Annotated in this window: 15 protein-coding genes, 1 tRNA gene and 1 riboswitch; all 16 genes read right to left on the bottom strand. The window is 57.7% G+C overall.

Annotation, left to right across the window (positions count from 1 at the left end; genetic code table 11):
- Window positions 1–77: 77 nt before the first annotated feature.
- The 16 genes from EMQ_RS12965 to ribD all read right to left on the bottom strand — a co-directional run bounded on the left by EMQ_RS12965 (window position 78) and on the right by ribD (window position 18469).
- Entirely contained in the window at window positions 78–713 is a 636-nt protein-coding gene (locus tag EMQ_RS12965) for a TetR/AcrR family transcriptional regulator (protein WP_231367925.1), read from the bottom strand.
- Window positions 714–1008: 295 nt separating this feature from the next.
- The gene (locus tag EMQ_RS12960) at window positions 1009–3351 is read right to left on the bottom strand and encodes a tetratricopeptide repeat protein (protein ID WP_010668894.1); all 2343 of its coding nucleotides are present in this window, start codon (window positions 3349–3351) and stop codon (window positions 1009–1011) included.
- 352 nt (window positions 3352–3703) lie between these two features.
- Window positions 3704–4465 (bottom strand): MotE family protein, encoded by a 762-nt coding sequence (locus EMQ_RS12955; protein ID WP_010668896.1) that lies wholly within the window; start codon window positions 4463–4465, stop codon window positions 3704–3706.
- Window positions 4466–4469: 4 nt separating this feature from the next.
- Entirely contained in the window at window positions 4470–5018 is a 549-nt protein-coding gene (locus tag EMQ_RS12950; protein ID WP_010668897.1) for a DUF6468 domain-containing protein, read from the bottom strand.
- Window positions 5019–5033: 15 nt separating this feature from the next.
- Window positions 5034–6170 (bottom strand): flagellar motor switch protein FliM, encoded by a 1137-nt coding sequence (gene fliM / locus EMQ_RS12945; protein ID WP_018307887.1) that lies wholly within the window; start codon window positions 6168–6170, stop codon window positions 5034–5036.
- Complete coding sequence (locus EMQ_RS12940; protein ID WP_010668695.1) at window positions 6167–6643, bottom strand: flagellar basal body-associated FliL family protein; 477 nt, start codon at window positions 6641–6643, stop codon at window positions 6167–6169. The genes fliM and EMQ_RS12940 overlap by 4 nt, the downstream gene beginning before the upstream one ends.
- Window positions 6644–7003: 360 nt before the next feature.
- Entirely contained in the window at window positions 7004–9736 is a 2733-nt protein-coding gene (locus EMQ_RS12935) for a hypothetical protein (RefSeq protein WP_018307888.1), read from the bottom strand.
- 563 nt (window positions 9737–10299) lie between these two features.
- A tRNA-Lys gene (locus EMQ_RS12930) sits at window positions 10300–10375 on the bottom strand.
- A 79-nt stretch (window positions 10376–10454) separates the two neighbouring features.
- Window positions 10455–10937, bottom strand: a complete 483-nt coding sequence (locus EMQ_RS12925) for a peptidylprolyl isomerase (protein ID WP_010667197.1) — start codon at window positions 10935–10937, stop codon at window positions 10455–10457.
- A gap of 101 nt (window positions 10938–11038) precedes the next feature.
- On the bottom strand, window positions 11039–11551 hold the full coding sequence (coaD, locus tag EMQ_RS12920; RefSeq protein ID WP_010667196.1) for a pantetheine-phosphate adenylyltransferase: 513 nt from the start codon (window positions 11549–11551) through the stop codon (window positions 11039–11041).
- Entirely contained in the window at window positions 11541–14330 is a 2790-nt protein-coding gene (gene gyrA, locus EMQ_RS12915) for a DNA gyrase subunit A (RefSeq protein ID WP_010667195.1), read from the bottom strand. Before gyrA ends, coaD begins: the two co-directional genes overlap by 11 nt.
- A 267-nt stretch (window positions 14331–14597) precedes the next feature.
- The gene (locus EMQ_RS12910) at window positions 14598–14990 is read right to left on the bottom strand and encodes a hypothetical protein (protein WP_010667194.1); all 393 of its coding nucleotides are present in this window, start codon (window positions 14988–14990) and stop codon (window positions 14598–14600) included.
- Between the two features lie 19 nt (window positions 14991–15009).
- Window positions 15010–15492, bottom strand: coding sequence for a 6,7-dimethyl-8-ribityllumazine synthase (gene ribH / locus EMQ_RS12905; protein ID WP_010667193.1), 483 nt, complete (start codon window positions 15490–15492; stop codon window positions 15010–15012).
- Between the two features lie 27 nt (window positions 15493–15519).
- Entirely contained in the window at window positions 15520–16803 is a 1284-nt protein-coding gene (locus EMQ_RS12900; protein WP_010667192.1) for a bifunctional 3,4-dihydroxy-2-butanone-4-phosphate synthase/GTP cyclohydrolase II, read from the bottom strand.
- A gap of 8 nt (window positions 16804–16811) precedes the next feature.
- Window positions 16812–17414: a riboflavin synthase gene (locus EMQ_RS12895; RefSeq protein ID WP_010667191.1), complete on the bottom strand. Its 603-nt coding sequence runs from the start codon at window positions 17412–17414 to the stop codon at window positions 16812–16814.
- A gap of 8 nt (window positions 17415–17422) precedes the next feature.
- The gene (gene ribD / locus EMQ_RS12890) at window positions 17423–18469 is read right to left on the bottom strand and encodes a bifunctional diaminohydroxyphosphoribosylaminopyrimidine deaminase/5-amino-6-(5-phosphoribosylamino)uracil reductase RibD (protein ID WP_010667190.1); all 1047 of its coding nucleotides are present in this window, start codon (window positions 18467–18469) and stop codon (window positions 17423–17425) included.
- 95 nt (window positions 18470–18564) lie between these two features.
- Window positions 18565–18718: riboswitch (FMN riboswitch) on the bottom strand.
- Window positions 18719–18765 lie beyond the last annotated feature (47 nt).

The raw sequence follows: 18765 nt of genomic DNA, 5'->3' as shown, positions 1-18765 counted from the left end.
ATCTTGGGGTTTCGGGACTTTGCCCGGACCCCACAAAAGGGACGCAGTCGCTTTGACCTCTATTCGTCCGACGTGCGTCAGCCGTCTCTGAAGCAGGCCATCTGCAGGGCGAGCACACGTCGGATAAGAGTGACCAGCCCGACGCGCCCTTTCACACGGATCCACTCATCAACGGCGGTTCGGAAAGCGGCAATGCCGGAACGGGCGGCCACTCTCGCTGCCAGCGCCCTGCCCTCAACGTCTGGCAGGCGTTGTTCCAGTACTGTCGTCAGACTGTCTTCCCAGCAGGCATATTTATGCAGGCTGACAGACTGAAGGCCGGGATCCTGCTCAATCAGGCGGACAAAGGCCAATGCTTCTTCCCGGGTCTTGGCCATATGAGGGACAACAGCTTCCAGAGCGACCCGAATCACCTCCTGCGGCAACATTTCGGGAGGACAGGCCTGCACTCGCTCACTGAGAACATCCGTCATCTGCTGGGTCCAGGCCGTCACCAGATCAGCCTTGGTCGGAAAGTGACGGAACAGGGTACGGCGGGAAATACCGGCCGCGGCGGCGATCTCGTCGGTTGTCGTTCCCTCGAATCCTTTTTCGGCAAGCAGTCGCATTGCCGCTTCGATCAGGGCATCCTGCGTCTGCCGTCTGCGTTCTTCACGACGGGAAAGGGCCGGAGCTTCGCCGCGGGTTCCGGAAGACAGGACAGAATCAGGCAAAACATGACTTTCAGACAGAAACCAGGGTGCTGACTGCACTTCTTACTGTGCAATCGCACGGGAGCAACGACAGAATAGCGGAGAAAAACCAGGTCGTCAGTGGCGTAAATGTCCGGCAGTCATTCGATCACATGAACCCCTCAGCGTACCGCACTCAGGACGGCTCGCTGTTTTATTCCATTCCTGCTGACCTGCCCAGGCATTATTCATGACAGGCATGCGGAAAGAAAAAATTCATGACAGGCATGCGGAAAGAAAAATCTTTATATCCGGCTTTTTCCACAAATCCTGATCATCACTGGAGCTGGGCACGTTTGCGCAATTCATCTTCCGGGGATGTCACAAGCAGCGTGAAGATACGCTGACGCTCAACACTCATCCGTCGGCCACCCACCCATTCACGCAGCCGATCCAGAGTGCCCCAGTCATTGGCACGGCCAGCGTCTGTTGCAAGACGAATGGCGAGTTGCTGCTGCTCAGGAGTGAGCGCGCCGATCTCCGGCAGGTTTTTCGTCGCAAGACGTCCCACCACAAGCACGGCTTCCGGCCAGTTCCGCTGCTCTTCCAGAATACGGCCTTTCAGATCAAGGGCCGCATCGCTTTCATCCTGCCCCAGAAGCTGGAGCGCCTGATCACGACTGCCCTCACGCGCCAGCAGGCCAGCGGTAATCACACGCCGACGCGAGGCCAGCGTGGCGTCCGCCCCGGGATCCTGTGTTTCATCCAGAGCGCGACGCGCCTGCCCCAGACGCTGGGCATCAATATCAGCCTGCGCCAGCTCAGCCCCCAATGCCGCACGTTGCGCATCATCAGAGGCAAGAGGCAACGCACGTTCAAAGGCAATCGCAGCCTTGCCAGGCAATCCAAGCGCCTGCAGCTTGCGCGCAAGACCAGCCAGAATCTTACCCTTCGCAGGGCCATCCGGTATCTGATCGATGTGGCTCTCGATCATGGCCACCGCGTCAATCAGCTCAACGGGCTTCGTTCCTCCCGCCTGCCCGTCTGTTTCAGCAAGATGCTGCAAAATCTGCTCGACCTGAGGCACCAGGGCAATACGATCTTCCGGAAACAGACGCAGATCGTCGTCAACCGAGATGAGCGCTCTTGGCCATTCTCCCGCCTGCGTCAGCGCTGCGACCAGATTGTGTCTGACCTCTTTCTCAACCCCCGCCTGACGGGCTGCAAAAAGCAGCTTTTCATATCCGGAGGCGGCTTCGGCCGGACGGATACGACCGTTGTCAAGCTTCGTCCCCAGAACCTGCTCGGCTGCCACAACGGCAACTTCAGGTTTCCTGTCAGAAGCGAGATGCGAGAACATGGCCAGCGCCTTGTCCTGACCTCCTGCTTTCAGCGTCATGAAAGCACGGGCTAGATCAAAGCGTCCGTCAGCAGGTAACGGCTCAAGCACCGAACGGTCCTCATCGGAGCCGTAACGTGCAATGAAGGTCGCCACCTCCGGCTGGATCTGCTTTTTCAAAGGTTCTGGATAACTCTGCAGGTTTGAGAAACCCTGCGCCATAAGGGCCGCTGCCTTGGACGGATTGCCTCCGCTTCGGGCCATATAAAGCCCGCGCCAGAGCACACCATCCGAACCTGCCTCCGGGTTTGCTAGAGCCGATGCCCCTTCCGCATTCCCGGCAAGAAGATTGGACGCTGCCTGTAGAAAGGTCACATTAGGCTGGAGCGCGAGTTCCGGATTGTCTTCGATCGCCGTCCCGAGAATCGCTTGTGCTTCCCGCGCATCACCCATTGCAAATGCGGCTCTGGCCGCTGCCAGTCTGGCTTCTCCCCGGTCTTCAGGAGGCTGCATCGCCGCCTGCGTCCAGCGACGACGGTAGTCTTCCTTCAGCATCACCGGATTCAGTGAACGCAACCCGAGCCAGGACCAGTCTACCCGATCGTCCGCCACGGCGCCTTCGGCACCCGAATCCACCGGAATACTGTCCTTGCCAAGGACATCGAGAAATGCGCCTCCGTTTCCTTTGCGCACCTCGATCTGGTCAGCTTCGAGGGCGAAAACCAGCCCCTGGATGGAAGGCCAGATTTCGTAGCCGAGTTTGTGCCGACGCAGTAACGGACCAGGACATTCTTCCACAGATGTCGCCACAAGCAGACGGGCACCCGACGCAGGGTCAGAAAGTTCAATTACACGCCCTGATTGCGGCATGGGATAGAGAAGACCACCATCTTGCACCTGTGGCGTAATCACGGCGTGCCGCCGTGCTTCGTTTTCAGCTCTGACCGCCAGAATCCAGCCGCCCGGCTGTTTATGCATTTCCAGCGGGATCAACTGGTTGAAATGAAAGGCGACAATCGTCGTATTGCCTATGGTCTGAACGGTCGCGGCAGAAAACACCCCGGTGCCCTGAAGGGCAGAAGTGTCCATCTGCGTGGCGCGGTCGGAGACGATGATAAAATCGTTGCCGCTCCAGAACGCGCCAATACCGGCACCGTCTCCCAGCGGCAGGAAGATCTTGTTGACGGCGGCAGACCCGTTTTCTTCCGGCTGTAAAGGTGCGGGCGTCTTCGCCGGGGCCACAGATGGCGTGCCTGCTTGCGGAGAAGCATTGTCAGCAGGTTTCCGCGGATCAACATCGGACTGCGTGCTGAAACGTTCTGCCTGCCAGCCTTCAGGCAAACTTCCCGGCGATGCCTGTGGCTGTGTATTCTCTGGGACAGAGGATACCGGAACAGTGGAGGCAGAAGGCTTTTCTTTCCTGCTCCTGTGTCTCCGGACAGAATGGTGAACAGCCGGTTGTTCCGAAACAGCAACAGATCCATCGACTGGCTGAGTCGCCGCCTCTTTATCCTGTGGCACCAAAAGACGCGCCGCAGTGTTCGATTCTTCTGCATAAGAAGAAGCGGGAAAAGTCAGGCACGTTGCAAGCCACAACGTCAAAGAAAATCTGATCCGCACGCCTTATTCCCGCTCCACCATACGACTTTCTACAAAACTGAAGCCGCGGCACATAATTCAGTTTTCAAACGATCTAGCCGTTTGTTCCAATACGAACCACAGGAGTCCTGCGCGGCACACCGGCAAGCAACTGGGTAGCCATCATCGCCCGTTCAGGCACCATCCCTGCTAGAATCGCAGAAGCCTTTCTCGGGTTCATTTTTGTCATCACCGGTACCACTACTTGAAAATCAAGTACATTGAAAATGGATGCGGCGTCACGTGGAGCCATTGCCTCATAAATTTTCACCAGACGATCAACATCGGCATCGCTTAATTGTTGCTTCTGTTTTGCCTGATTCTTCACGACGGCCTGTTGTTCTGAATATTTCTGCATCCGCTGCTCCAGAATAGCCTGGGATGCATCAATGCTTCTTTTTAATTCCTCAAGGTTCTGGCTCTCCTGATCAAGCTGCTTCGTACGCCCGGCCAGATCCTGCAACAGGCCCGTCCGCGCTTCATCAGCACTATGATCCACATCCAGTTCGGGCTTGTCCTGCTGACCTATACAGGTCATTCCTTCCGAACAGGGCGACTTCACGGCCTGAGCTTTGCCGGTTCCTGCATTTGCAGAAACCTGATCTTCAGGTGCAGGAGCCGTACCTCCACCAGTTGAAGACTGGGCATCAGTAAGTCCAGCAGTCTGGCTTTTTCCCTGCGCAGAGATCGCCGCCGCCCCGTCAGGCGTATTGGCGAACAGGAGTGAACTGGTCAGAAGATACAGCTTCAGTGACAGCAAGCCGCCCATCAGGCAGGATGAAAGCTGAAAAATACGGGAAAAAGGCAGTTTCGGCATTCGACTAGCTCATCCGTAACGCTCGGATCAAATCCTGCTCGGCTGCCGTCCGCTGGCGCAGTCTTTGTTCATAAGGACGAACACCCGGGTTGGGACTGGTCGGCAGAGAAGGCAATCCTCCCCGATCAGCACCCGTCACCAGCTCGGGCGATGTCCCAGGGACCTGAGCAGGAGGTTGCGCCAAGACGGGATCCATCGCTTCCTCAACAGTTTTTTGCTTTTCAGGAAACTTGTTTTCACGAACCAGCGTTTCAAGACGTCCGGCAATCAAGTCCGCTCTTGTCGAAAGAGCTTCAAGTTCACCCTGCAACATTCTGGATTGGTCAATCATGCGCCCGAGGGAGCGACCGCTGACTTCTCCGGCTGTTTGCAACTTCTCCACACCATCTTCAGCGCGTCGACCGCTCTCATCAAGACGCGCCACCAGATCGGCCAGCTCCCGACGATCCCTGCGCAATATGGCAAGAGCCCGCCCAAGATGAATACTATAGAAAATTCCAAAACCAAGAAGAATACAAAGTGCTATTTCAATAATATATTCAGATGCAGTCATACTATAATCTCCATATCAGGAGTACACCCCATCCGGGGACTGAAACATTGTGCGGGCAACCAGAAGGTCGTCTTCAATTTTTACGGCCATCTGTTCCTTTTTCCGTCCCGATTTTCCCATAAAAAGCGAAACAGAACCGCACCGAAGATCAATGGGTGCTCCAACTTCCTGCTCCAGGATCAGAACAGATCCCGGCTTCAGATCAGAGACTTCAGAAAATTTCATGGTCTGTTCAGAGAGAACCGCATCGAGAACGATATCCGTGTCCTGCAGGTGATCAATAAGGTTGGCCTCCCACACCGGATCCCTGCCGAACTTTTCTCCCATGAACTGCTGCACCAGAAGCTCACGCACCGGTTCCAGCGTGGCATACGGCAGAATGACATCGATATTTCCGCCCCGATCATCCATTTCCACCCGCATGCGCGCCATGAAAACAGCGTTTGACGTACGGCAGATCGTTGCGAACCGCGCACTCACTTCAAGCCGTTCAAACTTGAAATTGACGGCACAGATCGGATCAAATCCTATGCTCAGGTCTGAGAGGACGATACGAACCATCTTCTCAACGAGAGCACGTTCAATCGTGGTGTGCGCACGCCCTTCGACATTCAGTGGCCGGGGATTCCTCGCACCTCCCAGAAGCACATCCACCATGGAGTAGGTCAATGATGAATCAATCACCATCAATCCGTAATTCTCCCACTCTTCCGCCTTGAAGACCGCAAAAATAGAGGAGGTCCTCGCCGAATTCAGATAATCTCCAAACCGTAGTGAACTGATCCCATCAAGAGAGACTTCCACGTTATCGTTCGTGAAACTTCTCAGTGATGTGGACACAATCCGCATGAGGCGGTCAAAGACCACCTCCAGCATCGGCAGGCGTTCATAGGCCACCAGCCCCGCACCGATGATCCGCTCAAGACCGCTGACCGGCTCAGCGCTCTCATCTGACATGAGGACACTGCCAAGAAGATCATCAATTTCAGACTGGTCCAGAGGACGCTCAAAAGCGTCTTCCTCTTCGCCATCCTGCCCGGCTTCATTCTCTGCCGAGGCCGCGACGTCCTCTCCCCGACCAAGCTCATTCAGGGCTGCGGTCGGCTCGGGACGCGGGATGGACGCGTTGACTGTGTCCTCTGCTCCACTCATTGAATCAGAAACTCCGTGAAGAGAACGTCTCTCACCTCAATCGGAGCAATCTGTACGGCAATGCGGGCCAGCAGCGCCTCACGCAGACGATAGATTCCATTGCCGTTCAGGTCCGCCTGAGAACTTTCATGCAGATAGGACTGAAAGATATTCTGCACCTCCGGCATCTGCGCCATGACCTGCTGCTGGGTTGCGCCCCTTACCTGCAATTTCGCCGTGAGCTTCACGAAAACCGGTCGCCCCGATGAACTTTCGAGGTTGGAGATCACCGTCGGAATATCGACGAGAAACGGCTCCTCCTGCACGACTGGCACGTCTTTTTTCACCGCCTGCGCAGCGTGTTGTTTATAATACCATCCGCCCCCACCAAGCAGCGTAACGCCCAGCAATGCTCCAGCAAGCATCACCAGCTTCTTTTTACTCTTTTTGGGAGGCGATACCTCAGCATCAGCCGTCTCAGCTTCTTCCGCCATCCGTTCCCCGAAACCGCGTGACCTCACCTCCGACAGGACATGTCTGCACTCAGGCAGTCACCATCCCTGTTTCACCAACAGAAGGCTCTGTTGATACAGTCGGCTATGGGATCAAGAGGTAAGGTCAGAGGCTTAAGAATCATCTAATTTCACGGAATATACGCCGCAAATGAGGATTCCGGCAGGAATCGGCACAGATACGTGACAGTTACGCATTTTCGCCGTCTGGAATGACATCAACCAGAAGTCCACGTACTTCCGGACAAGCCTATGCGCCGAGCGCCATTTCTTCTCCAATATGATGTTGGCGGATATTTCTAAGCGACTCTGAGGCGAGTGACCTGGGATAACTCTCTGAAGCTAATGCCCCACGGCCTGTCCCAGCGCGTCACCCCATCTGCTACCATTCCACCATACCGGGATGCCTCGCGTTTTCGAGGGATTGGAATGGGAATAGCAGTCAGAGCAAAACTCCTGCGTCCCGACGACGGCAGAAGACGTCAGTTTTGCGAATGTGGCGACCGCATTGTTTATCTGCCTTGTGGCAGAAAGCGTTCCCTTCGCCGCAACATTATATGCATTCAGGGAGGACGGCTGGCCTGCATTGGTCACCAGCTTGAGCGTTGTCTGATTTTCACCCACCAGCATGGGTACCTGCTGACCGTCTGTATATCCGGCAGGCCTGAACGCGACCCCCTGCGCAACCCCGACCGTGGCGCCAGCGTTCAATGTTACACCGCCTGCCGCAGTCCATGAACCGTTCAACACGGCAGAACTGTTGGTGCTGTAAATATAATTATTTCTCGTGCCATTCGGGGCGGTGATGATGAAGGCCTTGCCCTTGCCGGTTAAGGTGTCCGTATTGAGTTGAACGCCGTCGTTGGTGACAACAACGCCGCATGCTTTTGCGTCAACGGTGTCAGCCGTTACCGTGCCTTCCTGAGAGGCGCAGAGATAAACGTCTCCGTTAAAAAACCGGACCTTGCCGAGCATCATCCCGTCAAGACCGCCGTGACCATAATAATCAGGCGATCCGCCGCCAAACTCTTCCTGGATGTTCAGTGACACGTCATTGGCATTGATGTGGCTGCCGTCTGTGTCATCGGTCATGCGCTGCTGATATGTAACCAGAGAATGTGGATGCCCTCCTACCACCTGATTTGACTGGTTGGGTGATGTGTATTGCGTGGTCTCGGCCATCAATTTGGCATAGCCTTGAGCCATCACCGGTTCCGGTGATGTGTCATCGTCACCATACCCGACCGTACCAGCATAGAAACTGCTGCCGACAATGTTGGACGCTTCTGCGCCTGCTGCAATCTCAAGCATGTGCGGGAAGCCGGTGCCGCCGAGATGCATAACATAGCTGTCGTCGGACAATCTGTGTCCGTTCGTATTGGGCGCGATGGTGAAACCGGATATGAACCTGCTGTAATCAGCAAAATTCTCTGGTGTATAAATATCCACCTCATATCCTGCCTGCGCCCGCGTGAGCGTGTCGGTCGGCGCGGTCATTTGTGACATGGGATTGGCAATAAACTTCTTGTTCGCCAGACCGATGAAGACGGAGGGTTTTCTATACGGCCAGATCAGCCCCGGCGCAGAGGACGCTGTGTCTGTCGTCGTATCAATACTGTCACCGGAGGAGTGTCCCGGATAGTCAGTAGAACTGCTGACTTCATTGCGCCAGCCAATTTCCTGCCTGTCCGGATCCCTGTACACAGTGATGGCTGTTGCGGAGCCGGTATTTTTAACATCTGCAATATAGGCATAATATACATTGGGTTTAACAAATATATGGTGCCGTGACATGGCAATGCCGCTAATGCCGCCACTGTCAGTGGCATTGCCACTCTTCCAGTTTGTGTAAAGACGCATCTTTTTCTTGATGCGTGCGACCTCCACGTCAGGCAAAGCGGGCGTTATTGTCAGACCGGTACCTGAAAACGCAACCGTGTGCCGCATATTGTCGACAGGATCTGTGATCTCCGGTCCCGCCTCCACACGGGGCGCTGTATCTTTCGACTGCAGGAACATTGTAATGGCGTCATCAAGACCGGCCCCATTACGGATGTTGAATGTCGGCTGGTCGGAATCCGTGACGGACAGAACCGCGCCACCGAGATCGCCTCGACTATATGTCTGCGCAGTAATCTTCATGAAGGCGTCATCATATTTCTGATGACCGCCAAACAGGATCGTGTCGGGATTTGTACTGGGGTCCTGCAGGTTATCGAAGAAAGTCGCCTTGTAATTGCGCGAAGGGAATTCCGATTTCGGCTGGAGATCGCGAATATATGTGTGCTGTGAAATGAGGTCAGACGATGAAATCGGCGCTGTGACATGTCCCGAACCGTCCAGTGCCGCAACACCATTGGCGGCACCAATCCGCGAGGTCGCGATCAGTTTCTCTGATAGGTTGAAAGGCGCATCCCCCAGCATAGTCGTGACCGATGCAACCTCTGCATCCGCGGCCGTTGAAGCTCCACCAGTCGCAGTGGGCGCTGACGTGTATCCCCAGCCCTGATTGGCCAGACTGATGGCCGACACTCCCCATGACAGATTGAACACTGGCGGTCTGCAGGAGGAACGGTCGCTTGTCGGCGTCACAGGATTGGCCGGGATCACATTGGCTGGTCCACTCCCGCCAGACGAGACTTTCACCTCTGACCCAAACCGGCCATTACCATCGGAGACAGTGATTTTTGTGTCGGTATTGGCGACCGTGAACACTGACCCTGCAGCACAGTTTTTGCCTCGTGACACCACGCGGGCAGACACGGCGGTATAGGCCGTCACAGATGCAGCAGCAGCCTCGCCAAGACTGTTTGGAGGAAATGTCAGCGTGACCGGCAGATCCTCCGGCGCATAGACCCCAGGATTGCCGATCGTCGCGTTACCGACCATCCCGGCATAAAGTGACGTGGGCGACATCGGGCCGGTCGGACCACGGTCACTATCCGGGAAGGAAGTGTCTGTCGACGCATTGTTGCCATCGGAAGGCATTCCGGCACTCCCCGGCAGCACGCCCCTCGCATAGGCCTGTGCAGGAGCAAGGCTTACGGCAACAAGAAGGATATGACGCAGCTTCATCAGGTGTACCCGCTTTCGGTCGTCACTCCCCTGTCATCCCGGAAGACACCTGCTGCATTTCCGGATCGGCTGCAGGGAGGAATGACAGCCTGTTTGCGCAGGATTTCGTCACGGCAGCTGTCGTTATCATTCCCTATTCGCCAGAGCATTATAGGGAATAAACCGAAATCCATCCACAAAACCGCTATCATCCGATGGCATGGCTGGCAAGAAATTGCCTGATCCCAGAAGATTTTTCCGAAAACCGAGAAACGACCATTCACGATGGGGATGTTTAGGAGCTGTATCCGGTAACAGACCTCATCCTGTGCGCATCAGGAGCCATACAGATGAAGCTTCAGCAAGAAATTTTATCCGCTCGATCGCATGCAGTCTTTGTCAGCCCGAGAGAACTTCAGACGCCTTACCATTGCGATATAGAGAGCATTTAAAAGAGGATGATCACACAATTTGTGTGACAATCAGGCCAACAATTTCCGAGAAGGGAAAGCAGGAGATTGCCCCAGGAACAATCTTCGCAATCTGTATGAAAATAGCTGATAGCCGCTATCTTCTTTATATAATGGTGAGCCGGGTGGGACTCGAACCCACGACCATTCGATTAAAAGTCGAATGCTCTACCGGCTGAGCTACCGGCTCGCCACGGGCAATCGGGTAGCGACGGCTGCCGCTCATGTCAACAGCCATCGCCATAAAAACCTGAAATCAGGCCTTTAAATCAGGCTTCAGCAGAAGCCGGACGCATCTTCAGAATCTTGTCCGGATCCTTGACGGTGCCGCCTGCGCCAGAGCCGCGCTTGATCTTGTCGACCAGATCCATGCCCTCGATCACTTCACCGACGATGGTGTACTGGCCATCCAGATGCGGGGAAGGCTCGAACATGATGAAGAACTGGCTGTTGGCGCTGTCCGGGTTCATCGTGCGCGCCATGCCGATCGTGCCACGCTCGAACTTCGCCGCACGGGTGAACTCGGCCTTCAGGTCGGGCAGCTTGCTGCCGCTGGTGCCGGTGCCGGTCGGATCGCCACCCTGCGCCATGAAGCCTTCGATCACGCGGTGGAACGGCGTGTTGTCATAGAAGCCCTCGGCGGCCAGCGTGCGCATCCGCTCGGCTGCCAGAGGCGCGAGATCCGGACGCAGGCGGATCACAACGCGCCCGCTTTCCAGATCCATGTTCAGAATATCGTTTTTGTCAGTCATGTGCCCATCCAGTCACGTACAGGAACCCGGTGCTCCGCACAGACAGAAGCACCGGCTCCGAACGGCTTACGGCACAAAACCCGAAACGCAAAGTTACGGAATTAACGCCCCAGACGTGCAGTCACCCTTGCAGCGGCTCCCGGCGGGGTGAATTCCCTGATATCCCCGCCATAATGGGCGATTTCCCGCACCATCCGCGAGGAAATGAACTGGGTCCGTTCAGACGCCATCAGGAAAATCGTCTCGATTTCCGGGGCAAGGCGACGGTTGGCGCCCAGCATCTGCGCCTCATAGTCAAAATCTACCAGAAGCCGCAGCCCCCGCACGATGATGCTCGCCCCCGTGCGCCTGACCGCATCGACCAGAAGCTCATTGAACGGCATGACCACAATCTCGCAGTCGGATCGCTCCGCCAACGGTGGCACCGCTTCCTCTATGGACGCCACGCGCTCTTCAATGGACAGGAGCGGGTTTTTACCCGCATTTACTGCGACGCCGATCACCAGCCGGTCAACCAGCCGGGCCGCTCTCTCGATGACATCCAGATGCCCGAATGTCACAGGATCAAACGTGCCCGGATAGAATCCGACCCGTGCGGGTCTGTCAGCCTTCATTACTCGCGCTTTCTCCATCCGCGCCAGCATCGTCATCGCCGTCGGAAGAGTCATCTTCCAGAACGGGGAACACGCTGGTCACCGCTTCCGTGCCGTCCAGACGCAGCAGCGTGACGCCACTGGCCTGACGCGACATGACTCGCACCTGATCGACCGGAACGCGAATCAAACGACCGGCATCAGTCACAAGCATCACATCGATGCCCGGAAGCACGGGGAGTGTGGCCACCACTTCGGAGCCGCGCTTGTTGGAGGAGAACGTCATGTTGGCGATGCCCTGACCGCCACGTCCACTGACACGATAATCATAGGCGGATGAACGACGCCCGAAGCCACCGTCACTTACGGTCAGGAGGATTTCCTCAGCCGCTTCCAGTTCGGTGAAGCGCTCGGGGGACAGCGCCGAGTCTTCTGCAAGCACGGCTTCTTCCGCCTCGACGCCGGCTTCCTCGGCGTCAGCCTCGTCTGTCGCGTTTTCCGCACGACGTTTGGCATTGGCGGCGCGCAGATAAAGCTGCCGCTCTTCAACCGTAGCCTCAACATGGTTGAGCACGCAGAGACTGATGACCTCGTCACCTTCCGCCAGACGGATGCCGCGCACACCGGTCGAGCCACGGCCTGCGAACACACGCAGCGTCTCGTCGGTGATCTGGAAGCGGATGCAGCGTGCCTTGCGGGTGGCGAGGAACACGTCCTGACCTTCACGGCAGGTCGCCACACCGATCAGGCGGTCGCCCTCATCCAGCTTCATGGCGATCAGGCCAGACGAGCGGATGTTCTGGAAGTCGCTGAGACGGTTACGCCGCACACCGCCGCTCGCCGTGGCGAACACAAGGTGGAGCGCTTCCCACAGTTCCTCGTCCTGCGGCAGCGGCAGAACGGCTGTGATCTCGTCGCCGCCGAGATCCGGCAGCAGATTGACCAGCGCCCTGCCCTTCGCGGTCGGGCTGGCTTCCGGCAGACGCCAGACCTTCTCGCGGTAAGCCTTGCCGCCGGAGGAGAAGAACAGCACCCACTGATGCGTATGCGCGTTGAATGAACGGACGACGATATCGTCGCCACGACGTCCGGCGGCGGTCCGGCCACGGCCACCACGGTTCTGGGCGCGGAACACTTCCAACGGCGTACGCTTGATGAAGCCGTCACGGGTGATGGTCACAACCATCAGCCCCGGCTCGATCAGGCTTTCATCGTCCTGATCCCCGGCATAGTCCGCGATTTCGGTTGCGCGTGGCGTGGCGATTTCGGCGCGCGCCAGCAGCAGTTCCTCGCGCATGACTTCCATGCGGCGGATATGGCTGCCGATGATCTCCAGAAGCTCGTTGATCTTCACCGCCACTTCGGACAGCTCGTTCTGGATCTTCTCACGCTCAAGGCCGGTCAGGCGCTGGAGACGCAGTTCCAGAATACCGCGTGCCTGCGCTTCGGTCAGGCGGACCTTACCATCGACGACGACATTGCCCTCGTCATGAATCAGCGCCAGCAGCGGCTCGACGTCGGCGGCATTCCATTCGGCGGCCATCAGCTGTTCACGGGCGGTGACAGCGTCCGGAGCCGCACGGATGATGCGGATGACCTCGTCGATGTTAGCGACGGCGATCACCAGACCGACGAGGATATGACCACGATCACGCGCCTTGTTCAGGTCGAACCGGGCGCGGCGCATGATCACTTCCTCACGGAAAGCGATAAAGGCCGACAGCACCTCACGCAGACCCATGAGCTGCGGCTGACCGCCATTCAGGGCCAGCATATTGACGCCGAAGGAGCTCTGAAGCTGCGTGAAGCGGTAAAGCTGGTTCAGCACGACTTCCGGTGTGGCGTCACGCTTGAGCTCGATCACCACGCGCATGCCGGAACGATCCGATTCGTCACGGATGTCCGAGATGCCTTCGATATGACGGTCGCTGGTCTTGTCCCGCACCAGCTCGGCGATCTTCTCCTGAAGCGTCGCCTTGTTCACCTGATACGGGATCTCGGTGATGATGATCGCCTTGCGATCCTTGCGGATCTCTTCGAAGTCCGCCTTCGCTCGCACGACAACCGAACCACGACCCGTGGCGAACGCCGAACGGATGCCCGCGCGCCCGAGAATAATGCCGCCAGTCGGGAAATCCGGGCCGGGGATGATCTCCATCAGCTCTTCGAGCGTGATATCCGGATTGGCGATCATCGCCAGCGTAGCATCGATCACCTCGCCCGGATTATGCGTCGGGATGTTGGTCGCCATACCGACGGCGATGCCGGTTGCGCCATTGACCAGCAGGTTCGGGAAGGAAGCCGGGAGAACGGTCGGCTCGTTCTCGCTCTCATCGTAGTTCGGCTGGAAGTCGACCGTGTCGCGGTCGATGTCATCGAGCAGGAATGAAGCAGATTTTGCCAGACGGGCTTCGGTGTAACGCATGGCGGCCGGGCTATCGCCATCGACCGAGCCGAAGTTACCTTGGCCGTCGATCAGCTTCACGCGCATCGACCAGTGCTGCGCCATGCGGACCATGGCGTCATAGATCGAGGAATCGCCGTGCGGGTGATATTTACCCATCACGTCACCGACCGCACGGGCCGATTTACGGTAGGGCTTGTCCGCCGTGAACCCGCTCTCGCGCATGGCGTAAAGGATACGGCGGTGAACAGGTTTCAGCCCGTCCCGCACATCCGGCAGGGCACGGCTGACGATAACGGACATCGCATAGGCAAGGTAGGAGGAGCGCATCTCCTCCTCGATTGCAACCGGAACGAGGTCGGAGGGCGAAGCGGGCAGGTCTGAGTTCTCGGTCAAGGCTCTTCCGTCATGTCACGGCCTGCACGGCCTGCTGTGGATAAGGACTGCTACTGATAGCACAGGGTGCGCCCCGCTGTAAGGGCGCGCCGAAGCCTCTCCCGACGGCAAGGACAGTCATCCACGCATGCACTTCATGCACCAGAGGGAAAAATGACCTGATCAACTCTATACTGGCACCCGGAAAACAGAAATATGACACTTTACAAAAAACAATCATCTTCGACATCGTCACTGTATCAGATGAATATTTCAAACAGCATCATTTCATCGCTTTGCAGATGAAGCCGGAATGTATTCGCTTTTGTAGGACTGCGGCACAACCGCTTTTGCCGTGTGCGGAAAAACGGGCGCTTCCGGAGCAGCACGCGGCGTCAGCACTGAGCGGTATGGACCACCGATCCGCTCCGGTCGTGCAGATTGAGCTCTTTTTTCCGGAAGCCTCGAAGTCGTTGTCAGAGCCGTTCCGGATCGCGGCATCGACCGGGACGTGCCGCTCTGACGGTACCCCTCCGTCCGGCTGGCCGTCGAGGACGCGCGCCCATTATAGCGGCTCTGCGCGTCCGCGACGTCGGACTGGAACACCATGCCGGAAATCAGAACCAGACCTGAAAGCAGCACCGTGAAGAAGCTGTTTTTCAAAATACGTTCGTGCGCCATGATGTTCCGTTTCCCTGTTTCAGCCCTTGATACGACGCAGCAGTGCAATCGATTCAACACAGGCAGCAGCAGCTTCACGCCCCTTGTTGTGCTCATCCGCACGCGAACGGGACACAGCCTGAACCTCGGTGTAGGTCGTGAGGATACCGAACGCGATTGGCGTTTCCGTCGCCAGCGAAGCCTGCTGGATACCGACCGTCGCGCCAAGGCTGATGAACTCGAAATGCGCCGTGTCACCCTTGATGACGCAACCGAGGCAGATCACGCCTTCATATTTACCGGTCTTCGCCAGAGTCTGGGCCAGCAGCGGCAGCTCGAACGCGCCCGGCGCGAGAAACACATCCTCATCCGCAACTGAAATGCCATGCTCGCCCAGCCACTCGATGGAACCGTTGCGCAGACCGCCTGTCACGTCCTCATTGAAACGGCTTACAACCAGCGCCAGACGCGGAGCCGGTATCAGGTGAAGGGAAGGCATGGATTCAGGAGAACGTGTGCTCATGTCAGAGAAAAACCTTTTTGAAGAAAATCAGCGAACGACAGCCGGTGCAGGAACGGATTCCGCCTGCAGGGCATGGCCCATGCGTTTCCGCTTGGCGTCGAGATAGGCGCGGTTGAACGGATTGGGCGTCACTTCCAGCCCGATGCGCTTGCGCACGGTAAAACCACGATCTTCCAGCGCCTTGACCTTGGAAGGGTTGTTGGTCAGCAGATCCAGCGTCGTCACACCCAGATCACGCAGAATAGCCGACGCCGCAGCCCAGTCACGCTGATCGGTCTCGAAACCGAGTTCGTGGTTGGCGTCGATCGTATCCATGCCGCGATCCTGCAAGGCGTAAGCCCGGATCTTGTTGCCCAGACCGATGCCGCGCCCCTCGTGCCCACGGACGTAAAGCAGCACACCACTCTCCGCCTGTCCGATTTCACGCAGCGCCTTCTGAAGCTGGTTACCGCAGTCACACCGCATCGAACCGAGCGCATCGCCCGTCACGCATTCGGAGTGCATCCGCACGAGCGGCACAGCACCCTTCGCCGCCGGATCACCTTTGACCAGCGCCACATGCTCGACGCCTTCGGCATCGCGGAAAGCGTGGATCATCAGATCCTCGCCACCATACACCGTCGGCAGACGCGCCTCAGCCAGTTCCGCCACGACAGAGGCGGACACCGGATCGACATCCACATTCTCACTCAGGACGGGCGACGTTCCATGCTGGCGCACCCATGCCGTCAGTTCGGCAATGGAGACGATCGGCAGATCATGCTTGCGCCCAAACACTTCCAGCTCCGGCCGACGCGCCATTGTGCCGTCTTCACTCAGGATTTCGCAAATTACGGCAGCAGGAGCGCAACCCGCCAGACGGGCAATGTCGATGGAGCCTTCCGTATGACCGTCACGCTCCAGCACGCCGCCCGGTGCTGCGCGCAGTGGGAAAATATGCCCTGGCGAAACGAGGTCTGTCGGTTTCGCATCCGGTGCAACGGCGGCCAGCACCGTGCGGGCGCGGTCATGGGCGGAAATACCGGTCGTCACACCTTCATTGGCCTCGATGGACACCGTGAAAGCCGTGCTGCGCGGAGCGTTGTTGACCTTCACCATCATCGGCAGGGCAAGCTGCTCGACACGTTCCGGCGTGAGCGGCAGGCAGACAAGGCCACGCCCGTGCGTCACCATGAAGTTCATCGCCTTTGGCGTCATGAACTCGGCGGCCATGACGAGATCGCCTTCGTTCTCACGGTCTTCATCATCGACCATGATGACCATGCGACCCTCACGGATTGCCTCGACCGCCCGCAACAGCGAGAGAGGCATCCTGTCTTTTATCGATACTGACATACGCTCTCCACATATTTTGCAATCACGTCGACCTCGACATTCACCGGATCACCCGATGAAAGCGCGCCAAGCGTGGTGTGGTCCCATGTGTGGGGAATGATCATCACCTCGATGGTGAATTCCCCGTCCTTTGGCTCGCTCACGGCGTTCAGCGTCAGGCTGATGCCGTCCAGCGTGATCGATCCCTTCTCGACCATGTAACGGCGCAATGCTTCGGGCACTGCGAAAACCAGCTTCCGGGCATCGCCCACCAGATCCGCCGTGCAGAAGGTCGCTATGCCGTCCACATGACCCTGCACGATGTGTCCTGACAGGCGCGTGGCGGGTGTGACAGCACGTTCCAGATTGACCCGTGAGCCTTCCTTCAGCCGCCCGAGTGCCGTGCGATCGAGACTTTCGGAACTGACAAAGAAGCGGACGCGCCCCTCTTCATTGAACTCCGTCGCCGTCAGGCAGACACCGTTCACGGCGATGCTCTCGCCAAGGATCACGTCGGTCATTCCCGTGTCGATATCGAGGATACAGGACGCGTTTCCCGCCTGAACCGCTGCGACCGTCCCCAGATGTTCGATGATTCCTGAAAACATACGTCCTCTCACACACATTCACTGCGACCAGCGAGTACGGCCCCGGCCAACTCATCGAAGAGCGCCAGCGGTGTCACGTCATGACGCCGTTCAACTGAAAAATCCTCGTTGCCGTCAGAGCGTACCGCAATCCGCAGCCAGTCGTCCCACAGGCTCCGCCCCCGCAACTCACCGAGCAACGTCGGACCTGCCTCTACCAGCGCCCACAGCACACCGGCCTTTGCCAGACGCTGCGGAACTTCTTCGACAGAATCAGAAAAGATCACGTCAAAGCGACGTTCCGCCATGCTCAGCCAGTTCTGCGGCACTTCCCGTGTGCGGGAACAGACAACCAGCATACGGGGTTTGCGCCCCGTGTGATCGTCAATGCGTCGGACATCCAGCCCCGGCAGATCAGCACGAACGGTTCCGCCAGCCGTGACGACCGCATCCGTCGCACGCCGCAGACGATGCGCGAGATCCAGCGCTGCATTGGAGGTGAAGGTTGTCCGGCCCGTGGGCGGCACCATCAGCCCATCGATATTGACGGCCTGCTTCACCGTCAGCCACGCGCGCTGTTCCACGCTCCAGCGAATAAACGGCGCGATCAGCCCCTGGCACTGCATAAGCAGAGTGGGACCATCGGGAATATGGTGCTGTTCACGTTCCAGCCAACGCACTTCACGACCGTCCGCTTCCAGTCTGGCTGCGCCACCACCGGCCACTTTCGGGTTGGGATCAGCGCAGGCAATCCAGATCGTTTTTACCGGTGTCGCCAGCAACCCTTCGGAGCAGGGTGGTGTCCGGCCCGTATGGTTGCAGGGCTCGAGAGTGACAATGGCTGTGGCGATGCGATCAGTCAGACCGCGTTCAGCGCAGGATCGCAGGGCATTGGCTTCAGCGTGCGGCGTTCCGGCCCGATGATGCGCCCCCACAGCGAGGATTGCTCCCTCCGCATCAAGCAGGGCGCAGCCAACAGGCGGATTGGGCGCGGTGGCGCCAACAAAACGGCGCGCTTCCGCGATCGCTGCATGGAACGCTTTTCCTGCCTGAAGATATACAGAACGATCGGTCATTCACCTCGTCCGCCACCACGACACAACACACACGTCGAATCAGGGCGGACGCACGGCAGCACTCACAGGACACACTACGGGTGTCTGTTCTGCTCCGCTGTTCTCTCTCATCCGGACTATACCGTCGGCTCCGGAATCACACCGGATCTGCTGACCCTCCCTCATAAGAAGGAGGCGCTCGCGGGCTTCCGCTTCCTTTCGGGAGCGATTACCGCCGGTGGGGAATTGCACCCCGCCCTGAGAACGTCTCCAACTATGTGACCCTGAATCGGGAAAATGCAAGAGACTTTTCATGA

Source organism: Acetobacter aceti NBRC 14818 (assembly GCF_000193495.2).
In the GTDB taxonomy this organism is placed as follows: Bacteria; Pseudomonadota; Alphaproteobacteria; order Acetobacterales; family Acetobacteraceae; genus Acetobacter; species Acetobacter aceti.
Note: the sequence above shows the minus strand (reverse complement) of the source record. Positions and strands in the feature narration are given on the sequence as shown.

Excerpts from the sequence above, each read along its gene's own strand:
- EMQ_RS12955 (WP_010668896.1), bottom strand. The coding sequence starts at position 4,465 with ATGCCGAAACTGCCTTTTTCCCGTATTTTTCAGCTTTCATCCTGCCTG.
- EMQ_RS12950 (WP_010668897.1), bottom strand. The coding sequence starts at position 5,018 with ATGACTGCATCTGAATATATTATTGAAATAGCACTTTGTATTCTTCTT.
- fliM (WP_018307887.1), bottom strand. The coding sequence starts at position 6,170 with ATGAGTGGAGCAGAGGACACAGTCAACGCGTCCATCCCGCGTCCCGAG.
- EMQ_RS12940 (WP_010668695.1), bottom strand. The coding sequence starts at position 6,643 with ATGGCGGAAGAAGCTGAGACGGCTGATGCTGAGGTATCGCCTCCCAAA.
- EMQ_RS12935 (WP_018307888.1), bottom strand. The coding sequence starts at position 9,736 with ATGAAGCTGCGTCATATCCTTCTTGTTGCCGTAAGCCTTGCTCCTGCA.
- EMQ_RS12925 (WP_010667197.1), bottom strand. The coding sequence starts at position 10,937 with ATGACTGACAAAAACGATATTCTGAACATGGATCTGGAAAGCGGGCGC.
- coaD (WP_010667196.1), bottom strand. The coding sequence starts at position 11,551 with ATGAAGGCTGACAGACCCGCACGGGTCGGATTCTATCCGGGCACGTTT.
- EMQ_RS12910 (WP_010667194.1), bottom strand. The coding sequence starts at position 14,990 with ATGGCGCACGAACGTATTTTGAAAAACAGCTTCTTCACGGTGCTGCTT.
- ribH (WP_010667193.1), bottom strand. The coding sequence starts at position 15,492 with ATGAGCACACGTTCTCCTGAATCCATGCCTTCCCTTCACCTGATACCG.
- EMQ_RS12900 (WP_010667192.1), bottom strand. The coding sequence starts at position 16,803 with ATGCCTCTCTCGCTGTTGCGGGCGGTCGAGGCAATCCGTGAGGGTCGC.
- EMQ_RS12895 (WP_010667191.1), bottom strand. The coding sequence starts at position 17,414 with ATGTTTTCAGGAATCATCGAACATCTGGGGACGGTCGCAGCGGTTCAG.
- ribD (WP_010667190.1), bottom strand. The coding sequence starts at position 18,469 with ATGACCGATCGTTCTGTATATCTTCAGGCAGGAAAAGCGTTCCATGCA.